The sequence below is a fragment of the Pseudoalteromonas sp. L21 genome (genome assembly GCF_021728035.1).
Taxonomy (GTDB): domain Bacteria; phylum Pseudomonadota; class Gammaproteobacteria; order Enterobacterales; family Alteromonadaceae; genus Pseudoalteromonas; species Pseudoalteromonas arabiensis.
The window spans coordinates 302,880-319,173 of the sequence record NZ_JAKKCV010000004.1; the positions used below are offsets into that span (position 1 = coordinate 302,880).

The 16,294-nt window shown below is 43.1% G+C and carries 15 protein-coding genes; 9 read left to right on the forward strand and 6 right to left on the reverse strand.

The features are described from left to right. Positions 1–7: 7 nt before the first annotated feature. From L3V41_RS13225 to L3V41_RS13245, 5 genes are all read right to left on the reverse strand, one after another. Positions 8–1,150, reverse strand: a complete 1,143-nt coding sequence (locus L3V41_RS13225) for an enoyl-CoA hydratase/isomerase family protein (protein ID WP_237127905.1) — start codon at positions 1,148–1,150, stop codon at positions 8–10. After that, positions 1,150–1,929 (reverse strand): enoyl-CoA hydratase, encoded by a 780-nt coding sequence (locus L3V41_RS13230; protein WP_062569060.1) that lies wholly within the window; start codon positions 1,927–1,929, stop codon positions 1,150–1,152. The genes L3V41_RS13225 and L3V41_RS13230 overlap by 1 nt, the downstream gene beginning before the upstream one ends. A gap of 10 nt (positions 1,930–1,939) precedes the next feature. Next, a complete protein-coding gene (locus L3V41_RS13235; RefSeq protein WP_237115217.1) occupies positions 1,940–3,097 on the reverse strand; it encodes an acyl-CoA dehydrogenase family protein in 1,158 nt (385 codons plus the stop codon). 110 nt (positions 3,098–3,207) lie between these two features. Then, positions 3,208–4,698 carry a CoA-acylating methylmalonate-semialdehyde dehydrogenase gene (locus L3V41_RS13240; protein ID WP_237127906.1) on the reverse strand — a complete coding sequence of 497 codons (1,491 nt, stop codon included), beginning with the start codon at positions 4,696–4,698 and terminating at the stop codon, positions 3,208–3,210. Between the two features lie 92 nt (positions 4,699–4,790). Beyond that, positions 4,791–5,972 carry an acetyl-CoA C-acyltransferase gene (locus tag L3V41_RS13245; RefSeq protein WP_237127907.1) on the reverse strand — a complete coding sequence of 394 codons (1,182 nt, stop codon included), beginning with the start codon at positions 5,970–5,972 and terminating at the stop codon, positions 4,791–4,793. Positions 5,973–6,313: 341 nt separating this feature from the next. Here L3V41_RS13245 and L3V41_RS13250 point away from each other — a divergent pair, with 341 nt between their 5' ends. The 9 genes from L3V41_RS13250 (at position 6,314) to L3V41_RS13290 (ending at position 15,880) form a co-directional block, all read left to right on the forward strand. Beyond that, entirely contained in the window at positions 6,314–6,748 is a 435-nt protein-coding gene (locus L3V41_RS13250) for a MerR family DNA-binding transcriptional regulator (RefSeq protein WP_054553803.1), read from the forward strand. Positions 6,749–6,792: 44 nt separating this feature from the next. After that, complete coding sequence (locus tag L3V41_RS13255; RefSeq protein WP_237127908.1) at positions 6,793–7,968, forward strand: isovaleryl-CoA dehydrogenase; 1,176 nt, start codon at positions 6,793–6,795, stop codon at positions 7,966–7,968. Positions 7,969–7,977: 9 nt separating this feature from the next. Beyond that, positions 7,978–9,585: a carboxyl transferase domain-containing protein gene (locus L3V41_RS13260; protein ID WP_062569056.1), complete on the forward strand. Its 1,608-nt coding sequence runs from the start codon at positions 7,978–7,980 to the stop codon at positions 9,583–9,585. A 10-nt stretch (positions 9,586–9,595) separates the two neighbouring features. Next, complete coding sequence (locus tag L3V41_RS13265) at positions 9,596–10,366, forward strand: enoyl-CoA hydratase/isomerase family protein (RefSeq protein ID WP_237127909.1); 771 nt, start codon at positions 9,596–9,598, stop codon at positions 10,364–10,366. 8 nt (positions 10,367–10,374) lie between these two features. Next, a complete protein-coding gene (locus tag L3V41_RS13270) occupies positions 10,375–12,339 on the forward strand; it encodes an acetyl/propionyl/methylcrotonyl-CoA carboxylase subunit alpha (RefSeq protein WP_237127910.1) in 1,965 nt (654 codons plus the stop codon). Next, positions 12,339–13,244, forward strand: coding sequence for a hydroxymethylglutaryl-CoA lyase (locus tag L3V41_RS13275; protein WP_237127911.1), 906 nt, complete (start codon positions 12,339–12,341; stop codon positions 13,242–13,244). Before L3V41_RS13270 ends, L3V41_RS13275 begins: the two co-directional genes overlap by 1 nt. An 11-nt stretch (positions 13,245–13,255) precedes the next feature. Next, positions 13,256–13,954 (forward strand): CoA transferase subunit A, encoded by a 699-nt coding sequence (locus L3V41_RS13280; protein WP_054553797.1) that lies wholly within the window; start codon positions 13,256–13,258, stop codon positions 13,952–13,954. Between the two features lie 11 nt (positions 13,955–13,965). Beyond that, positions 13,966–14,622 carry a 3-oxoacid CoA-transferase subunit B gene (locus L3V41_RS13285; protein WP_054553796.1) on the forward strand — a complete coding sequence of 219 codons (657 nt, stop codon included), beginning with the start codon at positions 13,966–13,968 and terminating at the stop codon, positions 14,620–14,622. 379 nt (positions 14,623–15,001) lie between these two features. Continuing rightward, on the forward strand, positions 15,002–15,880 hold the full coding sequence (locus L3V41_RS13290; RefSeq protein ID WP_062569052.1) for a LysR family transcriptional regulator: 879 nt from the start codon (positions 15,002–15,004) through the stop codon (positions 15,878–15,880). Positions 15,881–15,972: 92 nt separating this feature from the next. Here the strand turns inward: L3V41_RS13290 and L3V41_RS13295 are convergent, their stop codons facing one another. Then, positions 15,973–16,218, reverse strand: coding sequence for a hypothetical protein (locus tag L3V41_RS13295; protein ID WP_237127912.1), 246 nt, complete (start codon positions 16,216–16,218; stop codon positions 15,973–15,975). Positions 16,219–16,294 lie beyond the last annotated feature (76 nt).

The window sequence follows — 16,294 nt, forward strand, 5'->3', positions numbered from 1 at the left end:
CTTGGACTTAAGATGAAGTTAACGAATTGAGTGGGTGAGTTTGCTCATCCCAGCGTGGTGTAAAGAAACTATCTACAACTGCTGCGTCAATATCGCTAAGCGATTTAAACTGCCAGTTAGGTGCACCGTCTTTGTCGATTAATAGCGCACGAACCCCTTCTTGGAACTCGCCTACTTCGCCACAGCGTACCGACATGCCTAGCTCCATTTTGAAGCACTGTGCTAACGTCATCTCTTTTGAATTAGCTAATTGACGTTCAACCAGCGCACAACTAAGCGGACAACCATGCGCTAATGACTTTTGCGCACGAGTAAGCCATTTGTCTTCGGTATCTAAACCTTGGATGTAGTCGATTTTGCCCTGCAATGAGTCAAATTCAGCCAACTTTTGAATAACCTCAAGATTATCCTTTACGTTTCCTTTAGGTACACGGCCTGAAATATTATCGATTGAGATTAAAATTTTAGTCAGCTTTTCGTGATTTAATGAAGCCGTTTTGCCCCACTTTTCAGCTGTGATAGCCGTTAACATAGCATCATATTTATCGGCAGTTGCATAGTGATCAGCAAGATTAACAAACAATGCATCTTCAGCATTGATAGACGCTGCAGTTAATCCTAAAAAGAGACCCACTTGCTCAGGCATTTTATGTAAGAAATAACTGCCACCAACATCAGGGTATAAACCAATGGTAAGCTCAGGCATTGCAATACGAGAGGTTTCTGTTACCACACGATGACTTGCCCCTGCCATTAAACCTAAGCCGCCCCCCATAACAATGCCATTACCCCAAAGTAATATTGGCTTTTCATAGCAATGAATTAGATAGTCTAATTTATACTCAAGTGAGAAAAAGTCTTCGATGTAATTAGCTGGCTCACCCGTGCTCATTGCCTTGTGAAGGCTTACTACATCGCCACCGGCGCAAAAGGCTTTTTCGCCAGCCCCTTTTAAAATAACCATGGCAACAGTGTCATCTTCAGCCCATTTTCTAAGCTGAGGCTCAAGCAGTTGGATCATGTCGTAATTTAAGGCGTTTAACGATTTTGGCGCATTGAGTGTCGCAATTGCAATAAGGCCGCTCTCGGCCTCTGCAGTTTCAAACACCACAGGCGCATCTTGGTGATTTAGTAGTGTTACGTTAGTCATTAGCCATTTACCCAATTAGCTTTACGCTTTTCTAAGAACGCATTCACACCTTCTTTTTGGTCTTGCGTATCGAATAATTGTACAAATAACTCACGCTCTAATGGCAATGCATGAAGCATCGGTTGTGTACGACCTTTTTGAATAAGTTCTTTACATGCAGTCACAGCAACTGGGCTTTGCTCGCCAACTTGGTTAGCAAGTTTCATTGCCGCCGCTAAACTTTCTCCAACGCCAACCACTTCTTCAACAAGGCCTATCTCGCGTGCTTTGTCTGCTTTAAGGCGCTCGCCACATAAGATCATACGTTTTGCCCAGCCTTCACCTACAAGCCATGCAAGATTTTGCGTACCACCAGCACATGGCAGTAAGCCAACTTTTGCTTCTGGTAATGCCATTTGTGCTTGCTCTTCGGCAATACGAATGTCACAAGCAAGTGCAACTTCAAGGCCGCCGCCCATGGCATAACCATTAATTGCTGCGATTGATACGCCACGGAAATTGGTTAGTGCTTCAAATGCATCACCAAACACTTTTGACATAGTGGCAGCTACGCCTTTGTCACCACTGGCAAACACGTTTAAATCGGCACCAGCGCTAAAGAACTTTTCACCTTGACCTGTGATCACTAATGCATACACATTTTTGTTGGCATTTAGCTCAGTCACAGTCTCTTTAAGTGCTGTTAATGTATCTTGTGTCCAGGTATTCGCTGGCGGGTTGTTCATGGTTAAAACCGCTACGTTACCTTCAATATTTAAATCAATCGATGGATTAGACATAGTATGCTCCTTATAGAATGTCGCCAGCTGACTCGGCTAAGATACGACGTGCGATAATCACACGCATGATTTCGTTTGTGCCTTCAAGAATTTGATGCACACGGACGTCTCTGAAATGACGCTCTAATGGGTATTCTTTGATGTAACCGTAACCACCGTGAATTTGCAGTGCATCATCACATACTTTAAAACCAACATCTGTTGCAAAACGTTTTGCCATTGCACAGTACGTGGTTTTTTCGCTGTCCCCGGTATCTAGTTTAAATGCCGCTAAGCGAACCATTTGACGAGCCGCGACAAGTTCTGTGTTCATATCGGCAATTTTGAACTGCAATGCTTGAAAAGCAGCTAATGGCTTGCCAAATTGCTCACGTTCTTTTAAGTATTCGCGTGCGGTGTTAAGGGCTGCTTGCGCTGTACCTAACGAACAAGTAGCAATATTAATACGACCCCCGTCTAAGCCTTGCATTGCAAACTTAAAGCCTTCGCCTTCTTGGCCTAATAAGTTAGCCGCAGGAACTCTTACACCTTCAAAACTAATTAAGCGTGTTGGCTGGGCATTCCAGCCCATTTTTTCTTCAGCTTTACCGTATTCAATACCCGCTGCGTCAGCAGGTACTACGAATGCCGAAATACCGGCTGCGCCTTCGCCACCAGTGCGCGCCATAACAACGAGTAAGTCAGTTTCACCCGCACCCGAAATAAACATCTTAGAGCCTGAAATCACATACTCATCGCCCTCTTTTACTGCTTTGGTTTTTAGCGATGCCGCATCAGAGCCAGAGCCAGGCTCTGTTAAACAGTAAGAAGCAAGTAACTCACCCATTACTAATTGCTCACAGTACTGGGCTTTAACATCATCAGTACCAAAGCTTGCAATCATCCACGTTGCCATATTATGAATGGTCAACATAGCGGTCGTTGCTGTACAACCCATGGCAAGCTGTTCAAAAATAATGCTTGAATCTAGGCGAGATAAACCTAAGCCGCCCGCTTCTTCAGGGGTATATAAACCACAAAAGCCAAGCTCACCGGCTGCTTTTATCGTGTCTTTAGGGAAAATGTGTTCTTGGTCCCACTTAGCTGCATGTGGAGCAAGTTCAGACTCTGCAAACTGACGGGCTGTTTGTGCAAATGCTTGCTGATCTTCGGTTAAATTAAAGTCCATAGTAGACCTCTATTTTGTTGTCATATTCTTGTGTGAATAACGATTGTTGTCGTTTAAATGTGTGTTCTTCGAGCGAGCGTGTGCTCGCTCAGCAGTAAATTAATTACGGCTTATTTAAGGTTGATACTCATGTTCGGGCCTGAGGCGATATCATCCTCGAACCAACGTGAAGTAATCGTTTTCGTTTCTGTGTAAAAACGAATACCTTGCTTACCATAGGTGTGTTGATCACCGTAGAATGAGCCTTTCCAACCTGTGAAAGAGAAAAACGGGAGTGGCACAGGAATTGGCACGTTGATACCAACTTGACCTACTTCGATTTCATGTTGGAATTTACGTGCAGCAGCGCCGCTTGATGTGAATAACGAAGTACCGTTACCGTAAGGCGAGTTATTGATAAGCGCAATAGCCTCTTCTAGAGTATCTACAAACATACAAGCCAATACAGGACCAAAGATCTCTTCTTTGTATAAATCCATCTCGGTTGTTACATCAGTAAATAGCGTTGGACCCACCCAGTTACCTTGCTCGTAACCTTCAACAGTAAAGTCAGAGCCATCAATTAAGCACGTTGCACCTTGTTCTTTACCACTTGCGATAAGTGATAAAATACGGTCTTTAGCTGCTTTAGATGTTTGTGGACCATAAGCCGCGTTTGCATCATCCCATACACCTGGGCGTACGTTTTCAAAGCCTGCTTTAATTTCATCAACCCAGTCTTTTGCTTGACCAACAAATACAGCAACCGAAATACCCATACAGCGCTGACCCGCAGCACCTACAGACGCACCTACTAGGTTGTTTACAACATGCGATTTACTTGCATCAGGCATAATAACCATGTGGTTTTTTGCACCTACACACGCTTGCACGCGTTTAAGGTTTGCTGTGCCTTTTGAGTAGATATACTCACCTACACCACACGAGCCAACAAATGAAATAGCGCGTACTGCTGGATCTTCTAATAAACGGTCAACTTGTGGTTTTGTACCGTGAACAACTTGTAACACCCCTTTTGGCGCGCCCGCTTCAACAAATAGTTCAGCTAAACGCATCGGTGTTAGTGGATCTTGCTCTGAGGGCTTAAGAATAAAGGTGTTACCACACACAATAGCCAGTGGGAACATCCATAATGGGATCATTGCAGGGAAGTTAAATGGCGTAATACCTGCACATACACCCAGTGGCTGCATGTAAGAGTAAGTATCGATTTTACGCGCTACGTTTTCCATTGTTTCGCCCATCATCAGTGATGGTGCATTGGCTGCTTGCTCAACCACTTCAATACCACGCCAAACATCACCTTTGGCATCTTCAAATGTTTTACCCAGCTCATGACAAATAATCGTCGCAAGCTCGTCATGGTTTTCTTTTAACAGTGCTGCGTATTTCATCATAATGCGCGCACGCTCAGAAATTGGCACTTCTTTCCATGTTTTAAACGTTTCTTTTGCAGAGGCAATAGCTGCATCCATTTCTGCATCCGTTGCACACGGCACTTGCGCTAACACTTCTTGGTTTGCAGGGTTGATAACATCAATCAACTGCGTTGAACTTGATTGGGTAAATTCGCCGTTGATAAATAAAGGTACTTGGTGCATGAGGCACTCCTCCCCAGTGGGTATAAAGAGGCCGCAACATGATAGTTTTTAAAATACGTTGCGGCTGTGAGAGATTAAGTTCAAAAACGTAATTAAATTACTTCGACTGCCATAGCAACAGCTTCACCACCACCGATACACAGTGAGGCAACACCTTTGCTAAGACCACGATTCTTTAATGCATGAATTAACGTTACTAAGATACGCGCGCCGCTGGCACCAATTGGGTGACCAAGTGCACAGGCACCGCCGTTAACATTTACTTTGCTTTCATCAAGTTTTAACTCGTTAATTGCGAGCATAGTCACCATTGCAAACGCTTCGTTGATTTCCCATAAATCAACATCATTAACAGACCAACCGGCTTTTTCTAAAAGCGATTGCATCGCGCCAACCGGTGCTAAAGTAAATTCGCTTGGTGCTTGTGAATGTGTGCTGTGAGCAACGATACGGCAAAGTGGTGTTAAGCCTTGTGCTTTAGCATCTGACTCACGCATCAACACAAGCGCTGCTGCACCATCAGAAATTGATGACGAGTTTGCAGCTGTAATCGTACCGTCTTTTTTAAATGCAGGACGTAAACCTGGGATTTTATCAGGGCGAGCATTGCCTGGTTGCTCATCAATCGCAACGGTCACATCACCTTTGCGTGTAGAAATAGTGTGCGCGGCAATCTCGTTTGCAAATGCGCCTGTTTCAATCGCGCTGTTTGCTTTAGTCAGTGAGCTAAGTGCAAAATTATCCATTTGTTCACGACCAATTGAATACTGTTCGGCAGTGTCTTGAGCAAAACAACCCATTGCTTTGTTGTTGTAAGCATCTTCAAGGCCATCACACATCATGTGATCTTTTACTTCGCCATGACCCATACGCATTCCTGAACGTGCATTCGGTAACATATAAGGCGCATTACTCATGCTTTCCATGCCACCAGCAACTGCGGTATTGATAGAGCCTGATTTAATTAAGTCATGGGCAAACATTGCAGCTTTTAAGCCAGAGCCACATACCTTGTTGATTGTTGTTGCGCCAGTACCTTGATTAAGGCCCGCTTTTAACATTGCTTGGCGCGCAGGTGCTTGACCAAGACCAGCTGGTAATACACAGCCCATGATCACTTCATCAATCTTATCGGCTGATAAACCGGCTTGCTCTAAGCTACTTTTAATAGCAGTAGCACCTAGATCAGTTGCGTGTGCACCACTTAGTGCGCCCATAAACCCCCCCATTGGGGTACGTTTTGCGGCAACAATAACAACGGCTTCAGTAGTCATAATTGGCTCCATGTAAGTGGTTATCATCATGTGTTCAAATCATGTGTAACCAAACAGTTAATTTGTTATAGTTTAATTTCGATTTAATTCAGCATACATAATATTTACGTTTACGCCAACGTAAATCTAAAATCAACTTTTTTGCGGTCGTTAAAACTGTAAACTTATCTGTATTTTGTTGTATTAAAAATCGAACATCTGCTTACAAGGCTAGATAAATAAAGCTTTTCAACAAATCCAACCAGTTATCTTTATAAGTCTAAAGTATAACACCCAAATCACCCTTTACCTTTACGTAAACTTCACTTATATTGGTGTTATTCGAATGAGGTAAATAAATCATGAAACAAGACAATCAAACAAACTTCGAAAGCGCAGCAGTTGAACCTGCTAGCAATGAGCAAACGTTTAGTATCAGTGAACTAGCAAAAGAATTTGATATTACAACTCGCTCTATCCGCTTTTATGAAGACCAAGGGCTGATCTCACCTGATCGCAATGGTCAAACCCGTATTTATTCAAAACGCGACAAAGTAAGACTAAAGCTTATTCTACGTGGTAAACGCTTAGGTTTTACCTTGGCTGAAACGGGTCGTTTGTTTGAACTTTACGATGCAGATAAATCAAGCGCTAAACAGCTAGTGACTATGCTTGACCTTATCGCAGAGAAAAAAGCAGACCTAAGCCAACAGATGGACGACATTAAAGTTGTACTGATGGAATTGGTTACAGCAGAACGCCGCTGTCGTGAAACCCTTAATAATTTAGACGAATAACCTGACAACAACCTCGTCAACAGACTCTCACAGGAACACACATTATGAGCACTATTTCACTATACAAAGAAATGAACTTCGGACTTGGCGAAACAGCAGACATGATCCGCGATCATGTAAATAGCTTTGCTAGCCAAGAAATTGCCCCACTTGCAGAACAAACTGATGTCGACAACGCCTTCCCTAATCAACTTTGGCCACAGCTTGGCGAAATGGGTTTATTGGGTATGACAGTGCCGGAAGAATTTGGCGGTGCGGGCCTTGGTTACCTTGAGCATGTAATCGCAATGGAAGAAATTAGCCGTGCAAGTGCATCGATTGGTTTAAGTTTTGGTGCTCATTCAAACTTATGTGTTAACCAAATTAACCGTAATGGGTCTCAGGCACAAAAAGAAAAATACCTGCCTAAGCTAATCAGTGGTGAGCACATTGGTGCCCTTGCGATGAGTGAGCCAAATGCGGGTTCTGATGTTGTATCGATGAAATTAAAAGCTGAGAAGAAAGGCGATGTGTTTGTGCTTAACGGTAACAAGATGTGGATCACTAATGGTCCAGATGCCGATACCTTTGTTATTTATGCAAAAACAGATTTAAATGCTGGTCCTAAAGGGATCACCGCTTTCATCGTTGAACGTAACACGCCAGGATTCTCTACTGCACAAAAGCTCGACAAACTAGGTATGCGTGGCTCTAACACCTGTGAATTAGTGTTCGAGAACTGCGAAGTGCCCGCAGAAAACATTCTAGGTAACTTAAACGAAGGCGTAAAAGTACTTATGAGTGGTCTTGATTATGAGCGTGTTGTACTAGCAGCTGGCCCGCTTGGCATTATGCAAGCATGTATGGACATTGTTGTTCCTTATATTCATGAGCGTAAGCAATTTGATAGCCCAATTGGTCAATTCCAACTTATTCAAGGCAAAATCGCTGACATGTACACGCAAATGAATGCAGCTCGTTCATACGTTTACACGGTAGCGCGTGCCTGTGACCGCGGAGAAACAACGCGTAAAGATGCCGCTGGTGCGATTTTATATGCCGCAGAGCTTGCTACTAAGATGGCCCTTGATGCTATCCAAATCTTAGGGGGTAATGGTTATATTAACGAATACGCGACAGGTCGTTTATTACGTGATGCAAAACTGTATGAAATTGGCGCTGGTACGTCTGAAATCCGCCGCATGCTAATTGGCCGCGAATTATTCACTGAAAGCCGATAGGACCTTGTTATGACGATTTTAAAATCGAGTGTAAACCCACACGATCCGCAATTTTTGCAAAATCACGACAACATGGCAGCACTCGTAAGTGACTTACGTGAAAAGGTAGCTGATATCCGTTTAGGTGGTGGCCCAGCCCTGATTGAGCGTCATCAAGGCCGTGGTAAATTGTTTGTTCGAGACCGTATTGAAACGCTACTTGACGAAGGCTCACCATTTTTAGAGATTTCTCAATTTGCTGCCTTTGGCGTCTATGAACAAGCCATTCCTTGTGCTGGAGTGGTGGCTGGTATTGGTCGTGTTAAAGGCGTTGAATGTATGATCATCGCCAATGATGCCACCGTAAAAGGCGGGACTTACTTTCCGCTTACAGTAAAAAAACACCTACGTGCCCAAGATATCGCAGAGCGTTGTCATTTGCCGTGTATTTATTTAGTTGATTCAGGCGGTGCAAACCTGCCCGAACAAGATGATGTGTTTCCAGATAAATTACACTTTGGCCGTATTTTCTACAACCAAGCACGTATGTCTGGTAAAGGCATTCCACAAATTGCGGTCGTAATGGGTTTATGTACCGCAGGTGGTGCATATGTACCTGCTATGGCTGATGAAAGTATTATAGTAAAAGAACAAGGCACAATTTTCTTAGCAGGCCCACCGCTGGTTAAGGCGGCTACGGGTGAAGAAGTGAGCGCTGAAGAGCTCGGTGGTGCCGATGTTCACTGTAAAACATCAGGAGTTGCCGACCACTACGCTGAAAACGATGCTCATGCACTTTCAATTGCACGCCAATGTATCGAACGAATTAATTATCAGCGCCCTACTGCACCCTTACTTGATGATGTTAAACCGCCGCGTTACGACATTAACGAAATATACGGCATTGTTGGTACCGACCTAAAAAAACCATTTGATGTACGCGAAGTGATTGCCCGTGTTGTTGATGATTCATCATTTGATGAATTTAAACGCTACTTTGGTGAAACCTTAGTAACAGGCTTTGCAAAAATCTTTGGTCACCCTGTGGGTATTGTTGCCAACAACGGCATTTTATTTAGTGAGTCAGCGCAAAAAGGCGCGCACTTTATACAGTTATGTGCACAACGTAAAATCCCTTTGGTGTTTTTACAAAACATTACTGGCTTTATGGTTGGTAAGAAATACGAAGCAGAAGGCATCGCCAAACATGGTGCGAAAATGGTAACCGCTGTGTCATGTGCTGATGTACCAAAATTCACAGTGTTAATCGGTGGCTCGTATGGAGCTGGTAACTACGGTATGTGTGGCCGCGCGTTTGAACCAACCATGATGTGGATGTGGCCAAATGCCCGTATCTCTGTGATGGGTGGAGAACAAGCAGCAGGCGTTCTTGCACAAGTTAAACAAGACGGTTTAGCCCGTAAAGGCGAAAGCATGACTGATGAGCAAGTCAGTCAGTTTAAAAAGCCAATTATCGAGCAATACGAAAAACAAGGTCATCCATATTACGCCAGTGCCCGCCTTTGGGATGATGGCATTATCGATCCTGCTGATACCCGCAATGTATTAGGGCTGGCCTTAAGTGCAGCTAAAAATGCACCTGAGCGCGATTCTCAGTTCGGCGTATTTAGAATGTAATGGAGGCCTTATGTCAGTAACACTCGAAATAACAAAATCAAATGTGGCTGTACTGGTACTAAGTCGCCCTGAAAAACACAATGCATTTAACGAAGAAGTCATTAGTGAGCTGATCCGTTTAATTGAACACGCAAATAGCTGTGATGTGCGCGCACTGGTTTTAAAAACCGAAGGTAAACACTTTTCTGCTGGCGCTGATTTAAATTGGATGAAGTCGATGGCTGGCAATGACTTTGCAGAAAACTTAGCGGATTCAATGCAGCTAGCAAAGCTTATGAAAGTCCTTGCTAGAAGCCCACACCCAACAATTTGTGCCGTACAAGGTGCAGCCTTTGGCGGTGCATTAGGCTTGATTGCGTGTTGTGATATCGCGATTTGCCAAGACGATGCACAATTTTGCTTAAGTGAAGTAAAGCTGGGTCTTATTCCTGCGGTTATCAGCCCTTATGTCATTAAAGCTATTGGTGAACGCGCTGCACGTCGTTATTTTTTAACGGCAGAGATTTTTGACGCGCATACAGCCAAGCAACTGGGTTTAATTCACCAAATCACTGGCGATTTGCAAACAGCGCTCGACAAACATTTACAAAACCTTGTCAACAACGGCCCTATTGCCGTTAAAGCAGCAAAGCAGCTTATAAATGATGTGGCTGGTAATGTAATTGATGATGCACTTATTGAGTTAACCGCAGAGCGCATTGCACGCATTCGTGTATCTGAAGAAGGCCAAGAAGGTCTGACTGCATTTTTTGAAAAACGCGCCCCTAACTGGCAGAAATAGGAACCATTATGACAACAAAATCATTGAAAAAAATTCTCGTTGCCAACCGTGGTGAAATTGCCTGCCGAGTTATGCGTACAGCAAAACAAATGGGCTTAACAACGGTTGCAGTGTATTCAGATGCTGATAAACATGCTCAGCATGTAAAGCTAGCTGATGAGGCGTACCATATTGGTCCTGCACCGAGTAAAGACTCGTACTTAGTGGCAGATAAAATCATCGATGTTGCAAAACAAGCAGGTGTTGATTGTATTCACCCGGGTTATGGCTTTTTATCTGAGAACTCTGACTTTGCTCTCGCGTGTGAGAAAAATGATATCGCCTTTATTGGCCCACCAGCATCAAGCATTGAAGCCATGGGTTCAAAAACCCGCGCTAAAGAAATAATGCACCAAGCGAATGTACCTTTAGTACCTGGGTATTATGGTGATAATCAAGATACTGAGTTCTTACAAGCCGAAGCTGAAAAAATTGGTTATCCCGTTCTTATTAAAGCGGCCTTTGGTGGCGGTGGTAAAGGTATGCGAGTAGTTGAACACGCAAAAGACTTTATCAGTGCTCTTGAAGGCGCAAAACGTGAAGCAAAAGCAGGCTTTGGCAACGATTTAGTACTGTTAGAGCGCTATGTCACTAAACCTCGCCATGTTGAAGTGCAAGTTTTTGCCGATAGCCATGGTAACTGTGTGTACTTAGGCGATCGTGACTGTTCTTTACAACGACGTCACCAAAAAGTAATTGAAGAGGCCCCAGCACCTGGTTTATCTGATGCACTTCGCAAAGAAATGGGTGAAGCAGCGGTACGTTGTGCCCAAGCGATTAACTATCGCGGTGCAGGTACGGTTGAGTTTTTATTATGCGGTGATGAATTCTTCTTCATGGAAATGAACACCCGTTTACAGGTTGAGCACCCAGTAACAGAAATGGTAACCGGTGTTGATTTGGTGAATTGGCAAATCAACATTGCGGCAGGTGAAGCATTACCTCTTAACCAAGCTGATATTCAGCTACAAGGCCACAGTTTTGAAGCGCGTATTTATGCGGAAGATCCTAGCAATGACTTTATTCCGTGTTCGGGTCATATTGATGCCCTATTTACACCGGATGAATCTGAGTTTGTTCGTATCGATACAGGCATTGCAGCAGGTGATGAAATTAGCCCGTTCTACGACCCTATGATCGCTAAGTTAATTGTTCATGACGATAACCGTGAGGCAGCGCTTGGGCGTTTATCAAAAGCACTTGAGCAATTTCACTTAGCGGGTTTTAGCTGTAACGTTAATTTCTTAGATAATCTTGCTAACCACCCTACTTTTCAAGCAGGTGCACCCGATACGCACTTTATTGAAGACCAAGGTGAGCACCTTGTTGCTAAAAGCGAGCAACAGTCTGTTATTGCGACCGTTGTCGCAGCTTATGCGTATGCTCATCAACTAAAAGGTGAAAGCAGCAGCCCATGGCAACAATTAACAGGCTTTATGCTTAACAGTGACGCTAAAACAACCATCCCGTTTGTTGATTTATCTATTCATGCCATTAAGACTTCAGATGGTTTTAGAATAAGCCTTGACGGGGTTGACTATACAACTTCGGGCAACGTTGAAGATGGCCTTGCAAACCTAGTCGTTAATGGCGAAAAAGTTGTTGCTCATATTAATCAAACAGACTCTCACATCACAGTGATGTACAAAGCACAACAAAAGGTGCTTGAGCTGATTGATAAACACTATATTAGTGAGCACGAAAGTGATGCACTACCACTTGCCGCGCCACTCAACGGTACTGTTGTTAAGCATTTAGTTGAGGTAGGTAGTACTGTTTCTAAGGGGGACGCGGTCGTTATCATTGAAGCTATGAAAATGGAATACACCCTTAATGCCCCGCATGATGGTGTATTAACGAGCTATTGCTTTGCTGAAGGCGAACTGGTGAGTCACGGTGATATGCTCGCGATTGTTGAAGAGCCGGAGGCGTAATGGCACAGTTTCCTGATTTTGTTCGCATTGTAGAAGTTGGCGCCAGAGACGGTTTGCAAAATGAAGCCGCCGTTAGCACGCAAGATAAAGTCGATCTTATCAACGCCCTAGCTGAAGCTGGTCTTAAAGATATTGAAGCAGGCGCATTTGTGTCACCTAAATGGGTGCCACAAATGGCTGACTCTAGCGATGTAATTAGTGCGTTAAATTTACAAGACGTTAATTTAAGTGCCCTCACCCCGAATTTACGGGGTGCAGAGGCAGCAAAACTAGTCGGCATACAAGAATTTGCTATCTTTACAGCAGCAAGTGAAGCGTTCTGTCAAAAGAACATCAACTGCTCTATTGATGAAAGTATTGATCGCTTTAAAGATGTCATGGATTTTGCCAAAGCGAATAACATTCGTGTTAGAGGTTACGTTAGCTGCGTTATGGGTTGCCCATATCAAGGTGATGTCGACTACAATGATGTATTAAACGTATCAGAGCGATTACTCGAGCTTGGTTGTTACGAAATTAGCCTAGGTGACACCATTGGTGTGGGTACGGCGAAAAAAGTCGATGAGTTATTAGATTTACTCTTGCAACATATTGATAAATCAAAACTCGCTGTACATTTTCACGACACCTACGGACAAGCGCTCACAAATATTTACACCGCCCTAAACCACGGTATAGCAACGGTTGACAGTGCAGTTGCAGGCCTTGGTGGCTGCCCTTACGCAAAAGGTGCGTCAGGAAATGTTGCCACTGAAGATGTAGTTTACTTACTACAAGGGCTTGGCATAGAGCATGGAATTGATTTAGAAAGACTGGCGAAAGCTGGTTGGGCTATTTGCAGTGCATTAAATAAACAACCTGTCAGCAAGGTATCACTTGCTCTAAAGAACACTCAGAATAATTAAGGAGTAGGCTCATGGCCGGTTTCGATAAAGTAGTTTCAAGTTATGAAGCTGCAATGGAAGGTTTAAAAGATGGCGATACTATTATCGCTGGTGGCTTTGGCTTGTGTGGTATTCCTGAGGGGCTTATCAGTGAAATTAAGCGTAAACAAACTAAAAATCTAACCGTTGTTTCAAACAACTGCGGTGTAGATGATTTTGGTTTAGGGGTTTTACTTCACGATAAGCAAATTAAAAAAATCATCGCTTCTTATGTGGGTGAAAATGCGCTTTTCGAAAAACAACTACTTGATGGTGAAATTGATGTTGTTTTAACACCACAAGGTACACTCGCTGAGAAGATGCGTGCCGGTGGCGCTGGTATTCCTGCGTTTTATACTGCTACAGGTTACGGCACTCCGGTTGCTGAGGGCAAAGAAGTCAAAGAATTTGATGGCCGTCCGTATATCTTAGAAGAATCAATTACTGGTGAGTTTGCCATTGTTAAAGCATGGAAAGCCGACCGCTACGGTAATCTTGTATTTCGCCATACTGCAATGAACTTCAACCCGATGGCCGCGACAGCAGGTAAAATTACTGTTGCTGAAGTAGAAGAGATTGTAGAACCAGGTGAACTTGAGCCTAGCCAAATTCATACCCCAGGTATTTATGTTAATCGCGTGATCAAAGGCGACTTTGAAAAACGCATCGAACGTGTAACAACTCGCGATTAAGGAGCAATAAAATGGCATTATCACGTGAACAAGTTGCAATGCGTGTTGCACAAGAGCTACAAGATGGCTATTACGTAAACCTAGGTATTGGTATCCCTACCCTAGTTGCTAACTATGTCCCAGATGGCATCGAAGTCATGCTGCAGTCTGAAAATGGCTTACTGGGTATGGGTGCGTACCCAACTAAAGACCAAGTTGATGCAGATATGATCAATGCGGGTAAAGAAACCGTGACAGCAGCCACAGGTGCAGCAATATTTAATAGTGCAGATAGTTTTGCCATGATACGGGGTGGTCATGTAGACTTAACAGTATTAGGTGCATTTGAAGTTGACCAGAACGGTAACATCGCATCGTGGATGATCCCAAAGAAGCTAATTAAAGGCATGGGTGGCGCGATGGACCTCGTTGCTGGCGCGAAGAATATTATTGTTACGATGACTCATGCAAGCAAGCATGGTGACTCTAAGTTATTAGAAAGTTGCACTTTACCGCTAACTGGGGTTAACTGTGTAAAGAAAATCGTAACTGATTTAGCCGTACTAGAAGTTAAAGACGGCGCATTTCATCTAATCGAACGCGCTCCGGGCGTGTCGGTAGACGAAATCATTAGCAAAACGGCAGGCAAATTGCTTGTTGAAGGTGATGTTCCAGAGATGGTTTTTTAATCCACTCACATCCCATGTACCGACCTCATTCCCAGTGCCAATGGCGCTGAGTTACCCAAAATCCCTCGCAAGAGGGATTTTTTTTATCTATTGATTTACTGTGAGCTGCACCAATTTGTCACATAAATAGTATAAAATGCCCTAACTTTGTGAAGTGAAAGTCTTTAAAGTATAGGGTGTTACCTGTTTCAGAAAACTGCTAAAATCTTTTAAATGCAATAAAAGTAGATTAAACAATCAATTAAAGAGTCTTTTTTATGCATTTGTGCAAATATTAACTATATTCAACCTTTACTCTCTTACTTTTTACATTTTGGGATAATAATTGCTTAGCAGTTAGTTAACTAACACGCGCTATTGAGACTTACTGAAATTAACTATGCAAACACCTATTCGTGGCTTACGCTCATTTTGTTTTGCTGCACGCACCCTTAGCTTTAAAGATGCGGCAAACCAACTCTACCTTACGCCTTCAGCCGTAAGCCATCAGATCAAACAATTAGAAGAACAATTGGGTATTGAACTGTTTGAACGTCAAACCCGCTCTATCCGCTTAACAGCTGCGGGGAAAAATTTTTATGACTCTGTATCGCCGCTTATTAAAGCGCTAGAAAAAACCATTAACGAGTTTAGTCAGTTACAAGAGAACGTGACTATAAGTATTACGCTACCTGAGTTTTTCGCCAGTGAGCTGTTAATGCCAAAACTGAGCGAATGGACTAGCGATCATCCAAATACAAATTTACAGCTTAATACCTTAAAAACGCGTAAAGAGCTGACTAAGCAAAGCGATTTATCGATTGTATTGTCTTCGTCTAAACCGCACGAAGGGGTTGTACATGAGCTGTTTTCGCTTTCTTATACGCCAGCTTGCAATAAAGAAAACTGGCAAGCATGGCAAGAAAACCCATTTCAGGCATTAAATGAAGTTCCTCTAATACTTCATAAAGCGCGTCCATGGGCTTGGCACCAATGGGCTGAGCATGCTGGTATTGATGACTTTGCACCAAAGCAAATTATTCAGGTTGATAGTATGTTTGGTGTGGCACGTGCCGCGCAACAGGGTATGGGTATTGCCCTAATCCCCTTACCTATCAGTCAGACTTGGTTTGATGAGCAATGGTTATTTAATTTCACTAATATGCCATTAAAAACCAAGGATAAATATTACTTAGTGCAACACGAACCAAGTGAAACCAATGCACAACTAGAACTATTCATAAAATGGATGCTTGATACTTTTAAGCACCTTAAGTAGTCATTATTGCCCTCAGAGAAATCTGAGGGTTATCTAAATTTATAATATCTTAAATAACAATCAACTCAGCTTTAACTCGTTTTATCAAACACTTAACTTGAGTCTTTATCATCGTCTCGCTTTTGTTTTTTACGTTGCTCATGCTTTGCTTTGGTGACATTTTCATATATCGGAGGTGGGATTGGAAATAGCGAAATAAGTGGGAACAATGCCATAAATAAATATGCTCCCTTTGGCGCCTTTTTAGCCCACCGCACCATCAAGGTTAGGGCTCTTAGTAATATATAAAAGCCGATTAAACCTATAGTAATTATCAGTACAAGCGTAAGTAAGTCCATTTTCAATCCATCAGTAAGCCCTTAACTTAAAGTGAGGACAGTTAGACTTTTTAAATCATCGGATTATCGTTCAGCT